Genomic DNA, 14122 nt, shown 5'->3' on the forward strand with positions numbered 1-14122 from the left:
CCAGAGTTCATCGCTGATCTGCCACTTGTTGCCCGTCATACTTCGCCCTCAAAAATTGCCATTATTTTCGATCTGACAATTCCTTTTGGGATAGGTTCTAAAACTGATATAGGCCAGATGCTTGCGCTCTGCGGGATAAATCTTCATCCACAGGTGCCCGTCAGCGGCGCGGGCCATCAGGTGGGACGCTTCGCGGCTCACCTCCAGGCCAAAATGTTGATAGAAATATTCCGCATCACTCAGGGAAGGAACAAAAAGCGCAAAATGGTCAATAGAGTGAATGCCGCGTGGTTCTATAGTCATATTGCCTCCGGTAGCAGGTGTAGAGTAATCGGGTAATAAGTGCTGTTATTTTTCTGCTACTACCGGATTGCGTAATACGCCGACCTGCTCAACGCTCACCTCAACCACATCCCCCGCTTTCAGGTAGCGTTTGGGATCCATACCAAAGCCAACACCAGACGGGGTACCGGTGACGATAACATCCCCGGCCTCGAGGGTGATCGCTTCGCTCAGGGTCGAAATCAGCGTGGCGACATCAAACAGCATGTCTGCGGTATTGGCGGACTGTACAACTTCACCGTTAACGCGGGTTTGGAGCAGCAGCCCTTTGGCACCGGCGGGCAGCTCATCGGCGGTCACTAATGACGGGCCAAATGCGCCGGTATCATCGAAGTTTTTACCCACGGTCCACTGGGGGGTAAGGAATTGGTATTCCCGCACTGAGGCATCATTAAACAGGGCGTATCCGGCAACATGGGACAAGGCCTGCGCTTTGCTGATATAGCGGCCACCGCTTTTTAACACCACGGCCAGCTCACCTTCGTAGTCGAGGGTATCGGACAGTTTCGACAGGATAATCGGCTGGTTATGGGCCAGCAGGCTGCTATTAAAACGGGGGAAAACCGTCGGGTAATCGGGCTGCGCATACGGGGACTCTTTCGTGTGGTCCGCGTAGTTAAGGCCAACACAAATAATCTTGCCTGGCTGGGTCAGCACCGGCAGGTAGCTTTGCTCATCAACGGCAATCACCTCCCCCTGGGCTTCTGCGCCGTATTGGGCCAAATCAACCCCGCGCTTCAGTAACGACGCCAGCGACTCATCCCCGAGGATCTTAACGCCATTTGCCACCTGCACACCCAGCACGGGACGATTCTGATACTGAAAATAAACGTAACGCATAGCCTGACCTCATTGTTAATGAAAAGTTAACTAACGGTTTCAGGCTAATCAGCAGATGATATATTTTCAACATAAAATATATATTTTTGAGTTTTATATTAATACTGTGATCTGTATATAATTTTGCCAACGGATGCATCTACGGGGGGAGTATTATCATGTCTGGCGACGTGCTGAATGATAGTAATACACTGAATAATAAAAGAACCATGGCCTCACAGCTTGAGGAACACGTACGTCGGGATATCATTAACGGGCGGCTGAGACCGGGCAGTAAAATGCGCCTGAAAGAACTTGCCGAGTATTACAGTGCCGGGGTGATCCCGCTGCGCGAAGCGCTATCGCGCCTGGCGATGACCGGTTTTGTGAGCGTGGTTGATCAAAAAGGTTTCCGGGTGGAACAGGTTTCCGCCGCCGAGCTTCAGGACATTACCCTGACCCGCTTACACATCGAATGCAAAGCGCTGGAGCTGTCCATCCTCCATGCGGATATCGAATGGGAGAGCCGACTGGTGGCGGCCAACCACCGGCTGGAACGCTATGACATGCAGAGCACCGGGACACAGCTGTTAAACCCTGACTGGGAAGAAGCCCACGAAGCCTTCCACTCCGCTCTGTTAGCCAACTGCCCTTCCAGCTGGCTGCTGCGTTTTGTCGACACCCTGCGGGACCAGACATTACGCTATCGCGCTCAGGCGATTTGCTCACCGGCCACCCAACAGCGAAATATTGCCCAGGAACACCGCGAACTGATGGAAGCGGCGCTTGCCAGGGATATCCCGCTGGCGGTGAAAAGGCTTACCGACCATTATCTGAAAACCATGGCTATTGTGTTGCAAAACAAAGCGCTGACCTGATATTACTGCCCTGTCGCCCCCCAGGGGGAAGGCGCGCTGCGGATCACCTCCGCCAGTGCGCCTGCGGCAGCGGACAGGATATCGGGCCCACTGGTGACCATCCCAACCCGCTGCACGATCTCCGGGCCCTTCAGCGGGCGGCACACTGCCCCCAGCTCGTGCATCTGGCTAAGACATAACTCCGGTACCGCACTGCATCCCAGGCCGCAGGCCACCATCCGCCCGATGGTGGCCAGGTGATGGCTTTCGAAGGCGACTTCCAGCGCCATCCCGTGCTTTGCCAGGCGCTGCTCAAGCAGTAATCGCAGTGCCGAGGGCCGCTGCAGCGCGATATGTGCATACTGCTGTAGTTGCGCCCAGCTCACGGTGGCCCGCCTGGCCAGGGGAGAATCGGCGGGCAGCACCGCGACCAGCTTGTCACTGCCCAGCGGTTCAAATTGCAGGCTGCTGCCGGGCGGCGGTTCAAAACAGACCCCGATCTCCACTTTTCTGGCGCGCACCATCTCCATCACCTGCTCATTAATCACATCATGTACCGTGATATGGATCCCCGGAAAGCGGTCATAAAACCGCTTCAGCAAACCGGGTAAATGGTTGGCGGCAAAGGCCGGGATCGCCGCCACGGAAACAGCCCCCTGTTGCAGGGTAAAGCGCTGGCGCATCTTGTCCTGGATACTGTCCCAGTCCGCCAGTAGCTGGCGGGCAAGGCCAACAAAGAGCTCCCCTTCCGGTGTTAGCGTGACACTGCGCGTGGTGCGGATCAGCAACGCGCCCCCCAGATACTCCTCCAGCCCTTTTACCGCCAGGCTTAGGGCCGGTTGCGACATATGTAACTGCTCACTGGCCTGTAAAAAATTCAGGTGCTGGGCCACCGCCAGAAAAGCCCGTAGCTGTTTTACCGTCATTTGGGAGCCACCTCACAAAGATAGCGATTAATAAAAAAAGTAAATAAAAGGCGCGGAAAAACAAATTTAAAAAATAAGTTCATCACGTTTACGCTCTGATTAACAAAAACACAACAATATTCGTCGGAGGCAAATATGGCAGGGCTGGATAAACGTGTTTCCAGTTATGCAGAAGCGCTGGCTGGGCTGGAAGATAACATGACGCTACTGGCCGGGGGCTTTGGCCTGTGCGGCATTCCTGAAAACCTGATCAATGCCATCCAGTTACGCGGCCCCCGGCAACTGACGGTGGTTTCCAATAACTGCGGGGTTGACGGTTTTGGTTTGTGGTCCCTGCTGCAAAACCAGCAAATCCGCAAAATGGTTGCCTCCTATGTGGGCGAAAACTCACTCTTCGAACAGCAGATGATGAGCGGCGAGCTGGAAGTCGAACTCACTCCTCAGGGCACCCTGGCGGAAAAAATTCGCGCGGGTGGCGCCGGTATCCCGGCGTTTTATACCGCAACCGGTTATGGCACCGCCATTGCTGAAGGGAAAGAGAGCCGTGTATTTAACAATCGCCATTACATCCTCGAACAGGCGATTACCGCTGACTTTGCCATTATCAAAGGCTGGAAAGCCGACTGGTACGGCAATGTTATCTACCGCCATACCGCGCAAAATTTTAACCCGGTCATGGCCACCGCAGCGAAAATTACCGTGGTGGAAGTGGAAGAGCTGGTCGCCCCCGGCGAGCTGGAGCCATCACAAATCCACACCCCCGGCATTTATGTGAATCGCGTTATTCAGGGCACATTTGAAAAACGCATCGAAAAACGCACCTTACGTAACGGCCGCTAAGGAGATAACCATGGCTCTGACCCGTGAACAAATGGCCCAGCGCGTGGCGCAGGAATTAAAAGACGGCTATTACGTCAACCTGGGCATCGGTTTGCCCACGCTGGTGGCGAACTATATCCCCAGCGGCATCGACGTCTTGCTGCAATCGGAAAATGGCCTGCTGGGTATCGGCCCCTTCCCCACCGAAGAAACCGCTGACCCCGATATGATTAACGCCGGTAAGCAGACCGTCACCGCCGGTATTGGGGCCTCTATTTTTAGCTCTGCGGAATCCTTTGCCATGATCCGCGGCGGCCATATCGATCTCACCATCCTCGGCGCCTTTGAGGTGGATATCTCCGGCAATATTGCCTCCTGGATGGTGCCGGGGAAACTGATCAAAGGCATGGGCGGCGCCATGGACCTGGTGGCCGGTGCTGAAAATATTATCGTGATGATGACCCATACCGATAAACAGGGTAACGCCAAGCTGTTACGCCAGTGCACCCTCCCCCTGACCGGGGTGTCCTGCATTCGCCATGTTCTGACCGAGCTGGGCTGGTTCGATATTGCGCAGGGAGCATTTGTATTAAGGGAGCGCGCGCCGGGTGTCAGTGTTGAGGAGATCCTCAGTAAAACTGAGGGTGAAGTGCTGGTCCCCGGCATTGTGCCTGAAATGCAGTTCAACTGAGGACGCCACCATGCAAGATGTTGTGATAACCGGGGCGCTACGCACCCCCATTGGTCGCTTCCAGGGGGCGTTATCCGCCGTACCCGCCACAGAACTGGGCAGCATTGTTACCCGGGAGCTGCTCCGCCGCAGCCGGATTGACCCGGCATCGGTGAATGGCGTCATTATGGGCCAGGTACTGACGGCAGGCTGCGGGCAAAACCCCGCCCGCCAGACCGCCCTGAACAGCGGTTTGCCCTGGGAAGTGTCTGCCACCACCATCAATAAAGTGTGCGGCTCCGGGCTGGAAGCGGTCTACCAGGCTGCGCAGGCCATTATGTGCGGCGATGCGGACATAATGATTGCCGGTGGCCAGGAGAATATGAGCCTGGCGCCATATGTGATGCCCCAGTCCCGCAGCGGTATGCGCCTTGGTCACGGGCAGATTATTGATAGCCTTATCCAGGACGGGCTGTGGGATGCGTTTAATGATTACCATATGGGGCTTACCGCAGAAAATCTGGCCCGGGAGTACAGTATCAGCCGTGAATCCCAGGATCAGTTTGCCGCCCGTTCGCAGCAGAAAGCCGCCGCCGCCATCGCCGCCGGTCGTTTTGCGGCAGAAATTGTCCCCGTGGCCCTGACCAGCCGCAAAGGGGAGCATACGCTATCCCAGGCAGGACGAGCAGCCCCGGGCTGAAACCAGTGCCGATATGCTTGCCCAGTTACGCCCGGCATTCAGCAAAGACGGCAGCGTCACTGCGGGGAATGCCTCCACCCTGAATGACGGCGCCGCGGCGGTACTGCTGATGAGCGCCGCCAAAGCCCAAGAATACCAGTTGCCGGTACTGGCCCGTATCCGCGCCTATGCCAGCGCCGGGGTTGACCCGAGTATGATGGGGATTGCACCGGTTTATGCCACCCGCCACTGCCTGAGCAGAGCGGGCTGGAACCTTGATGAAGTTGACCTGATCGAGGCCAATGAAGCGTTCGCGGCCCAGGCGCTGGCGGTGGGGAAAAACCTTGAATGGAACGCCGATAACGTGAATGTGAACGGCGGGGCTATTGCCCTGGGCCATCCGATTGGCGCCTCCGGCTGCCGTATTCTGGTGACGCTGATCCACGAAATGTGCCGCCGCAATGCGCAAAAAGGGTTAGCCACGTTGTGTATCGGGGGCGGACAAGGGGTGGCAATGGCGCTGGAGCGGGCATAGCCCAATAGCCGATACGCAGCGCGGGCAGATAAAAACACTGCTGGCGGCGCCTGGCGGAAGTCTGTTATACTCCGTCTTACATTTTGGGGCTGATTCTGGATTCGACAGGATTCGCGAAACCCAAGGTGCATGCCGAGGGGCGGTTGGCCTCGTTAAAAGCCGCAAAAAAATAGTCGCAAACGACGAAAACTACGCTTTAGCAGCTTAATAACCTGCTCAGAGCCCTCTCTCCCTAGCCTCCGCTCTTAGGACGGGGATCAAGAGAGGTCAAACCCAAAAGAGATCGTGTGGATGCCTTGCCTGGGGTTGAAGCACTAAATTTAATCAGGCTAGTTTGGTAGTGGCGTGTCTGTCCGCAGGTGCCAGGCGAATGTAAAGACTGACTAAGCATGTAGTACCGAGGATGTAGGAATTTTGGACGCGGGTTCAACTCCCGCCAGCTCCACCAAAATTCTTTGTTGATGGTCACCAGAGCCTGATACGAAGTCCTGAAAGCCCGCACGGCACAAGCCATGCGGGCTTTTTTGTGCCTGAAATTTACCCCGCGAAGTCCGAAAAGAACGCATTAAATCCGAACCTTTTAGGCACCTCATAAAGCTTTATTGTTTTTGAGATACCTAAAACTATGGAAACCCGGCAATGGCAAGACAACCCCCTACCCGTTAAGGAAATCGAATTCGCCAAACCCAAAGAGGCGGACTATGTGCTTTATGATGGCGATGGCCTTGAGCTACTGATCAAATCCAGTGTAACCGGTGACTATGCCCAAGATAACTGACCTGCAATCCCGCTGGCATCCGCTATCGCTGGCACCAGAATATTTATTCTGACCATATATCATGTTGGTCAAACATAATTACCCTCAGCATAACTACGTCAATAAAAAGCCGTAAATATAATATGTATTTCCGGATAAATATCACTATTCACAGCAGAAACATAAATGGAATATAAATAAACCTATAAAACCATTACTTATACAAGCCAATTATAACCTGTTGTTTATTAAGCAAACAAATTATCTTACCTTTTGATTTTTTTGTTCTTAGTTAAATTTTCTATTCAAGATTGTCAAATTTTTACAATTAATAACGCAGCTAAACCATTCTACTCTTATTCCCGAAAGCAATCCCGCTTCTGAAAAAAGGTAGCCAACATGAACACCATCAATCAACGTGAAGCTTATGAATTACTGACCGCCGACAATGCCGCGCTGTTATTGATTGACCATCAGGATGGTACTATGGGCTGGACCAGTACCATTCCCAGAGGCGAATTGAAAAGAAACACGCTGCTTCTGGCAAAAGCGGCTAAAGCAATTGGAATGCCGATTGTCATGACCACGAGCATGGAGACTGAAGCTCAGGGCCCGCTGATGAAAGAGCTACGCGATGTAGCACCGGAAGAATACGATAGCCGTATTAAGCGTGAAGGAATTGTCGATGCTTATATGGATCCGGCATTCGCCAAAGCAGTGAAAGATACCGGCCGTAATCGCCTAATTATCGCTGGCGTGACAACGGAAGTATGTGTGACGTTCCCAACGATCCGTGCACTGCGTGAAGGGTTTGAGGTTTTTGTTGTCGAAGATGCATCAGCGGCTGTCACCAAAACGGCTGAATCGGCAGCCATGCGCCGTATGGAGAAAGAAGGCGCGGTTCCGGTCTCAACGCTGCAGATTGTCGCTGAACTTGCCAGAAGCTGGGCGCTCCCGGAAGGGAAAATACTGAACAAATTCCTGTTTGAAGATCTGTTCTCCCGCCTGTAACGCTATGGCCGGGGCTCCGGATAGTTTACTGGCGTTCCGGCAATTTTTTTCCCTGCGGGATTAACAGGTAACAAAAACCGTACGATGACGACGTCTTCAGAATTCATTGCCTTAAAGTCACTTGCAATACGGGACTTACTCTCTTCCCGCAATTCGGCGACGAGAGGTTGAATGTTTTATTAGTGATGTTGTAAACGAAAAAGGATCTTCTTGAGATCCTTTTCCTACGCGCGATTTCTTACTCTGAAAAATAGCCTTAATCGCCATATGACATCAAACTCACTGCTCTAATCAGGTATCTATCGCGTTTTATCGTGCCTTTCCCGGTTGGGCTCATGTAATACGGCCGCCCCCCTCCTTGATAACATTGCCAACGCCTGCTGGAATATGTGCCAGTGACCAGGCGGATAAAATTATTGTCACGCTGTCGCTGATATTGAGACATGATGAACAGTCGGGGCTTGCTGTTGGGCCTCTGTGATTATTGTCGAGTGAGCAACACTACCAGCGAGGCCCGTTATGGCATCTGTAGCTAACTGGCAGGCACCTGCCGTTAACCGTATAAAAATTAACGATATGACCGTGACGATGCTCAGTGACGGTTACCTGGACGCAAGTTTTGAGCTGCTATCCGGCATTGATGGCGCAAAAGCGGAGGCCCTGCTTGAAAAACGCGGCGCCCCGGCGATCCCGCGGCTGAATATTAACGTCTACGTGGTCCAGACCGCCCAGCGAACCATCCTGATTGACAGCGGCGCCGGCAATATTAATGGCTGGGGCGGGCGTTTACCGGTCGCGCTGGCCGCCGCGGGGGTAGACCCCCTCCAGATTGATACCATTTTGCTCACCCACTGCCACCCGGACCATATCGGCGGCCTGGCGGGCCCGCTCAGGACCCCGCACTTCCGCAATGTCCAGCAACTGTTTTTGCATGAAAAAGAGCTGGCCTTCTGGCGGGATGAGACCGTATCCGCCGGGGCGCCGGAGAGATCGAAGCCCTACTTTACGCTCGCCCGTAATGCATTTGACGCCTACCATGACAAACTGGTGCCGTTCTCGGCAGAGGCTATCCTGCCGGGGATCCAGGCCGTGCCTCTGTTCGGCCATACTCCCGGGCACACCGGCTATCTGCTGGGGGATGAACATGCCTCGCTGCTGATCTGGGGGGATATTGTCCACTTCCCGCATATCCAGGTCGCACAGCCGGAAGTGACCATCGCCTTTGATAACGATGCCGCCCAGGCAGCACAGATCCGCGGCCAGATGCTGGATCGCGTGGCGACCGACCGGATCACCGTCAGCGGCATGCACTTTAACCTCCCCGGCACCGGGCGCATCCGCCGCGAAGGCAGCAGCTACGCACTGGATTATGACCTCTGGTCACCGGCACTCTGAGCCAGTGCCAAATAGATAATTATTCGCCCCTACTAAAAAGCCATCTGATATTCAGATGGCTTTTTTACTTGCGGTAATGGCCGGGTAAAACGACTATTATTACCGCCGTTATATATTGCAGCTGGACCACGTCCGGCCCCGACAAATTAAATAACGGTGATCACCGCTTGCGCCGGCAATCTGGCCTTAGGCAGGCCGTAATTATAGTCTTCGCCATCCTTATGATAGCCGATGGCCAGCGCTACTTCGCAGATATGCCCCGCCAGTTCTTCTTTAAAGAGCTCTGTCAGCATTTCAGCATCAACACCTTCCATCGCGGTCGAGCCGATCCCCAGGCGTGCCAGGGTATGCAGGGTATTGCCCAGGGCAAGGTAGAGCTGGGCTTTTGTCCAGTGGCCATTATCGCCTTTGGCGTCAGTATTCGCCTCAGCAAATGCATAAGCCCCCATAAAAGCATCATATCTGTCCGCCGGTAAATGACCGCTGCTCACTTCGGCATCCACCCGGGTGCTAAATTTTTCTTTGGTGAAGCGCGGATCGTAAGCAAACAGGATAGTGTGGGAGGCCGCTTTCGCATGAGGCTGATTAAACTGATGCTTGTTCACAAAGCTGTCATGCAGGCGCTGTTTAGCCTCGTCACTTTCGATAATAATAAATTTCCACGGCTGGGAGTTAATCGAAGACGCCGACAAGCGCAGCGCCTCTTTAATGACCGCCATATCCTCAGCGGAGATACGTTTGTCGGGGTCATATTTCTTTACGGTGTAACGAGTATTTAAATCGCGAATAATAGGGTGGGTCACAACAATCTCCAGTGTATTTAACGGCTCAATCAGATAGCCGCGTCCGCATTTTGCTTAGGTTATACCTGCCGGGAGCAAGCCTGGCTTAGCGCAGAATGCCATTATTTACGTGGGGGGAAGGTAGAGCGCTATCTGAGTCTGATACCGTCATAATATAGGAAGCGTAGCCAGACAATGATCACCAATGTAGCGGCCCACACAGCAAACAGGATCTCTCCCCGGGGAAAATGATCTGTCTTGATAAAGCGTTAGCTACAGGTAAGGCGGCATAAGAGCACTGTAGATACCATCATGCCTGTCGCGACTTTCTGGCCTGCCGGGGATTAATCCAGCTCAATGCCGCTAAAGCGCATCCGATCGACATCGCGCTGGGGGGGATTGCCGAACTCCCGCTTATACTCCCGGTTAAACTGCGAGATGCTCTCGTAGCCCACCTGAAACGCCGTCGACGTGGCATCCAGATGTTCCACCAGCATCAGGCGCTGAGCTTCGTAGAGGCGTAACCGCTTCTGATACTGGAGCGGGCTATAAGAAGTGACCTTACGGAAATGACGGTGAAAGGTGGACAGCGACATATGGGCGCTATCGGCCAGGCCATTAATATCCAGCGGATCGAGAAAATGCGCCCGTAACCAGCTCACCGACTGGGCGATACGCTGGCTGTGGGAGCCCTCGGTAGCGATGGCTTGCAGGTACTCCCCCAGCGGGCCGGTCAGCAAATAGTAGTGGATCTCACGGATTATCATCGGCGCCAGGATGGGAATATGCCGGGGAGATTCCAGCAAGCGCAGCAGCCGTAAAAAGGCATCGGCCAGTGCCGGTGTGGCGGGGGTTATACACAGCCCTTTGTGGCTCTCATTCCTGATGCTGCCTGTTTCCATCTCCAGCATCAGTTGGGTGATCAGGGCCAGATCCAGCCCAAGGTTAATCCCTAAGAATGGCGTATCGGGGGCCACCCGGATATCACTGATAATACAGGGGGTGTCAATACCGGCCACCATAAACTCCCCGGCCCCGTATGCCAGGGTATCGCTACCGACGGTGGATTTGCGCTCCCCCTGGATAATGAACTCAATCATCGGCCGGTAAATGCAGCTTTCATCCGTTACCGGTAGATCACGGCGGATAAGCCCCAGCCCGTCAATGGCGGTGGCCGTCTTCAGTGTACAGGGGAGCAGTGTAAGCAGCTGTGCCTTCAGTTGCGGGTAACAGGTTTTCATCACACTCCGGCGTTATAAAAGTAGCAGCGCACCAGCCGCTGCTGACGGATGATATTATTAGGCAATAATCTGCCAGTAACAAGCATTACATCGTTTGCCAAACTCGCTACTATTTTGCTCACCAACACGCAGCCAGATACCGGTAGTACTGATATCTTCAGGGGTATGGCGCTGGCGTGACTGAGATGCACGGTTATGTAGCGACGGACAAATCGCTTTCCGTGTGCGATTTTTGTGAAATGCAGGACAATGTAATGAAACCACAAATTGTTGTACATATGGAATCCACTGTTGACGGCCGCCTGGTCACCACCCGTTACAGCCAGCCGTTTGATGGCAAGAGCGCCGAAGAGGTGCTGGACATTTATTTCCAGGTCGCCGAACAGGTTGGCGGTGAGGCCACCATCCTCGGGCGCGTCACCTTACAGGAGTTTTTATCGCTGGGAACCTTTGACCATCAGGGTGAAGCAGCGGCGCAGCACCACGCCACCTTCAAGGCGCCCCGGCGCGGCAAACGTATTTTTATCGTCACTGACCCGCGCGGCAAAGTGAAATACGACAAAAATGCCGACTATGACTTTATCGCCCTGCTGGGTGAAAACGTCTCCGCGGGCTACCTGGAGCACCTGCGCGACTGCAACGTCTCTTATGTCTTTGCCGGTGCCGACGGCCAGGATATTGCCCACGCCATGGAGGTGCTGGGCAGCGAGTTTGGCTTTACCCGCCTGCGCCTGGAAGGCGGCGGCACCATTAACGGTAACTTCCTGAAAGCGGGGCTGCTGGATGAACTCAGCCTGTTGATTTATCCGGGTATCGATGGCCTTTCCGGGATTTCGTCCATCTTTGAATATCGCGGCCAGGCCGATGAGCTACCGGCCAGCGGGCAAGCCCTGGAGCTGATCTCAGTTGAGAAACTGCAAGAGGGTATGGTCTGGCTGAACTATAAGTTCCATAAGATCTGAATCACCCCCACCAGCCGGACACCGGTATACTGACCAGCGGAGCCTTGCTACGGTAAGGTTCCGCTATTTTGTTTATCGCGCGTCAGGAAGATGATTATTTCCCCACCACAGACAAAAAATAAATTGCCACTAATCACCAATAAAACAATCGGTTATTAATACCCTCCATCAGCGCACCCTCCCAGATGGCCCCTCATTTGGACAAGACACCGCATCACTGGCGGCTACACTTAGCACTCCATCTGATCAACAAGGCCACAACCATGAAGATTGATTTATCCGGAAAAGTTGCCCTGGTAACGGCATCCACCGGGGGCATTGGTTTCGCCATTGCCAAAGGGCTGGCGGAAAGCGGCGCAGACGTGATTATTAACGGCCGCAGCGCCCAGAGTGTCCAGGGGGCGATAACCCGCTTACAGCATGATATTCATGGCGCAACACTCTACCCCGCCATTGCCGATCTCAGCAGCGCCGCCGGGGTGGAACAGCTACTGGGCACATTAAGCGGGGTCGATATTCTGGTGAATAACGCCGGGATCTATGGCCCGCAAGACTTTTACGCCACGGATGACGCCACCTGGGAAAATTACTGGCAGACCAATGTCATGTCCGGTGTCCGCCTGTCCCGGGCGCTGCTCCCCGCCATGGTAGAAAAAGGCTGGGGGCGCGTGGTGTTTATCTCCTCTGAGTCCGCCTGCAATATCCCGGCGGATATGATCCACTACGGGGTAACCAAAACAGCGCAGCTTTCCCTGGCGCGCGGGCTGGCGAAATTTGTCGCCGGTAGCGGGGTCACGGTAAACAGCGTGCTGCCTGGCCCGACACTCTCTGACGGCTTTGCCGAGATGATGAAAGACGAAGTAGCAAAAACCGGTAAGCCCCTGGAACAGCTGGCGAAGGAGTTTGTTATGGCCAACCGCCCCGCCTCGGTTATCCAGCGCGCCGCCTCGGTAGAGGAAGTGGCCAATATGGTGGTTTACGTCTGCTCGCTACAGGCGTCTGCCACCTCCGGGGCTGCGCTACGGGTAGATGGCGGCGTCATCGACGATATTGTTTGATCCAGGACCAGGCGTATCCGGTTATACCGGGGCCACCGTCAGCAGCAGGTTAGCAAAACGCCGCTGCTCGCCGGAGGCAATCACCAGCAGCGTCTGCTCCGATTTTACCTGGCAGTAGAACCCCTCGCGGGGCAGATACACCAGCGGGCAACCGGCCGGCAGTAACTGCTGATACTCGGCGACAACGGTGTTAGTAAACCCTGCCGGGCAGGCCATCATGGTGGCCTGCTCGACATTAATACAGCTGAGAAGTTTCTCCAGAATCAGCGGTGCCGGCAGCACCCCCGGCGAGAGGTTTAAATAGACAACCTCCGCCTGGCGCGGCGCATTGGTCACCACCGCGTAATTACTGTCGGCAATCAGCACCTGGGTTTTATGGCCACACTTCGCCAGGGCGCCAATTAACGCCGGATGGATCAGTTCCGTTTTAATCATCATCATTCTCACTGGATAGCGGCCGCCACCGTAAATACCGGCCACGGCCTGGGGGAGATTACATCCGGTAAACACCGCCGTTAATATCAATGGTCGCGCCCGAGACAAAACCATCGTATTCCGCGGCCAGGAAGCAAATCACCCGCGCCACATCCTCGGGGGTTCCCGCCCTGCCGAGCGGAATGGTCTGGATCGTCTGCGCGGCGGATGCCTGAGTGGTATGGCGTTCATGGAAACGGGTGCCAAGGATAAGCCCCGGGGCCACCGCATTCACCCGGATACCAAACTCCCCTAATTCAGCGGCAAGTGAACGGGTCCAGGTCAGCACGGCCCCTTTGGTGGTGGAGTACACCAGCGACCCGGAATGCCCCCCCGAGCGGCCCGCCAGCGATGCCAGGTTGACAATACTGGCCCCGTCAGGGGCAGACTTAAGGTAAGGCAAGGCGCTTTGTGTGACATTCAGCACCGTGGTCATATTGACATCCAGCACGGTTTGCCAGAACGTATGGTCAATCTCCCCCAGCCATTTCCGCCCGACAATGCCCCCCACGTTATTGATCAAAATATCAATACCGCCGAGGAAATCAGCCCCCGCCTGGACACAGCGCTGCGCCTGTTCACTGTCAATCAGATCCGCATAACCGCAGGCGGCCCTTTGCCCCAGGGACGCCGCCAGCGCAATCAGCGCTTTCGGCCCCTCTTCGCCACTGTGGTAGTGAAGATAGATATCACAACCGGCGCGGATCAATCCCTCCGCCGTGGCCCAGCCGATCCCCTGCTCAGAGCCGGTAATCAATACCCTTTTACCCGTAAGATGACCCATAAATGAACTCC

14 protein-coding genes, 1 other RNA gene and 2 pseudogenes are annotated in these 14122 nt (G+C 54.6%); 11 read left to right on the top strand and 6 right to left on the bottom strand.

Annotated features, from left to right (window positions below; genetic code table 11):
- On the top strand, positions 1 to 339 hold a 339-nt coding region (locus F9C28_RS20190), incomplete at its 5' end, for a hypothetical protein (RefSeq protein WP_233149125.1).
- A gap of 9 nt (positions 340 to 348) precedes the next feature.
- On the opposite strand, the gene F9C28_RS16455 is transcribed toward F9C28_RS20190, so the two are convergent.
- Positions 349 to 1182, bottom strand: a complete 834-nt coding sequence (locus F9C28_RS16455; RefSeq protein WP_199016394.1) for a fumarylacetoacetate hydrolase family protein — start codon at positions 1180 to 1182, stop codon at positions 349 to 351.
- Positions 1183 to 1340: 158 nt separating this feature from the next.
- Between F9C28_RS16455 and F9C28_RS16460 the strand changes: the two genes are divergently transcribed.
- The gene (locus F9C28_RS16460) at positions 1341 to 2039 is read left to right on the top strand and encodes a GntR family transcriptional regulator (protein WP_199016395.1); all 699 of its coding nucleotides are present in this window, start codon (positions 1341 to 1343) and stop codon (positions 2037 to 2039) included.
- A gap of 2 nt (positions 2040 to 2041) precedes the next feature.
- Here F9C28_RS16460 and F9C28_RS16465 read toward each other — a convergent pair whose 3' ends face one another.
- Positions 2042 to 2944 (bottom strand): LysR family transcriptional regulator, encoded by a 903-nt coding sequence (locus tag F9C28_RS16465; RefSeq protein ID WP_199016396.1) that lies wholly within the window; start codon positions 2942 to 2944, stop codon positions 2042 to 2044.
- Positions 2945 to 3079: 135 nt separating this feature from the next.
- On the opposite strand from F9C28_RS16465, the gene F9C28_RS16470 reads away from it, so the two are divergent.
- From F9C28_RS16470 to F9C28_RS16495, 7 genes and pseudogenes are all read left to right on the top strand, one after another.
- A complete protein-coding gene (locus F9C28_RS16470) occupies positions 3080 to 3784 on the top strand; it encodes a CoA transferase subunit A (RefSeq protein WP_199016397.1) in 705 nt (234 codons plus the stop codon).
- Positions 3785 to 3794: 10 nt separating this feature from the next.
- Entirely contained in the window at positions 3795 to 4454 is a 660-nt protein-coding gene (locus tag F9C28_RS16475) for a CoA transferase subunit B (RefSeq protein ID WP_199016398.1), read from the top strand.
- Between the two features lie 10 nt (positions 4455 to 4464).
- A pseudogene (locus F9C28_RS16480) lies at positions 4465 to 5647 on the top strand (acetyl-CoA C-acetyltransferase).
- Positions 5648 to 5732: 85 nt separating this feature from the next.
- Positions 5733 to 6095, top strand: a transfer-messenger RNA (tmRNA) gene (gene ssrA / locus F9C28_RS16485).
- Between the two features lie 177 nt (positions 6096 to 6272).
- Positions 6273 to 6395 (top strand): annotated as a pseudogene (locus F9C28_RS20195) (hypothetical protein); the annotation flags it as partial.
- 408 nt (positions 6396 to 6803) lie between these two features.
- The gene (locus F9C28_RS16490) at positions 6804 to 7415 is read left to right on the top strand and encodes an isochorismatase family protein (protein ID WP_199016399.1); all 612 of its coding nucleotides are present in this window, start codon (positions 6804 to 6806) and stop codon (positions 7413 to 7415) included.
- 519 nt (positions 7416 to 7934) lie between these two features.
- The gene (locus F9C28_RS16495) at positions 7935 to 8810 is read left to right on the top strand and encodes an MBL fold metallo-hydrolase (RefSeq protein ID WP_199016400.1); all 876 of its coding nucleotides are present in this window, start codon (positions 7935 to 7937) and stop codon (positions 8808 to 8810) included.
- Positions 8811 to 8956: 146 nt separating this feature from the next.
- Here the strand turns inward: F9C28_RS16495 and F9C28_RS16500 are convergent, their stop codons facing one another.
- A complete protein-coding gene (locus tag F9C28_RS16500) occupies positions 8957 to 9613 on the bottom strand; it encodes a nitroreductase family protein (RefSeq protein WP_199016401.1) in 657 nt (218 codons plus the stop codon).
- Between the two features lie 323 nt (positions 9614 to 9936).
- Positions 9937 to 10833 carry an AraC family transcriptional regulator gene (locus F9C28_RS16505; RefSeq protein WP_199016402.1) on the bottom strand — a complete coding sequence of 299 codons (897 nt, stop codon included), beginning with the start codon at positions 10831 to 10833 and terminating at the stop codon, positions 9937 to 9939.
- 254 nt (positions 10834 to 11087) lie between these two features.
- Here F9C28_RS16505 and F9C28_RS16510 point away from each other — a divergent pair, with 254 nt between their 5' ends.
- Both F9C28_RS16510 and F9C28_RS16515 read left to right on the top strand, forming a co-directional pair.
- The gene (locus F9C28_RS16510; protein WP_199016403.1) at positions 11088 to 11795 is read left to right on the top strand and encodes a dihydrofolate reductase family protein; all 708 of its coding nucleotides are present in this window, start codon (positions 11088 to 11090) and stop codon (positions 11793 to 11795) included.
- 263 nt (positions 11796 to 12058) lie between these two features.
- Entirely contained in the window at positions 12059 to 12853 is a 795-nt protein-coding gene (locus tag F9C28_RS16515; protein ID WP_199016404.1) for an SDR family NAD(P)-dependent oxidoreductase, read from the top strand.
- Between the two features lie 21 nt (positions 12854 to 12874).
- Here F9C28_RS16515 and F9C28_RS16520 read toward each other — a convergent pair whose 3' ends face one another.
- A complete protein-coding gene (locus tag F9C28_RS16520; protein ID WP_199016411.1) occupies positions 12875 to 13288 on the bottom strand; it encodes an RbsD/FucU domain-containing protein in 414 nt (137 codons plus the stop codon).
- A 58-nt stretch (positions 13289 to 13346) separates the two neighbouring features.
- Positions 13347 to 14111 (bottom strand): SDR family NAD(P)-dependent oxidoreductase, encoded by a 765-nt coding sequence (locus tag F9C28_RS16525; protein WP_199016405.1) that lies wholly within the window; start codon positions 14109 to 14111, stop codon positions 13347 to 13349.
- Positions 14112 to 14122 lie beyond the last annotated feature (11 nt).

Origin of the sequence: Shimwellia pseudoproteus, assembly GCF_016415625.1 — a bacterium.
Taxonomy (GTDB): domain Bacteria; phylum Pseudomonadota; class Gammaproteobacteria; order Enterobacterales; family Enterobacteriaceae; genus Shimwellia; species Shimwellia pseudoproteus.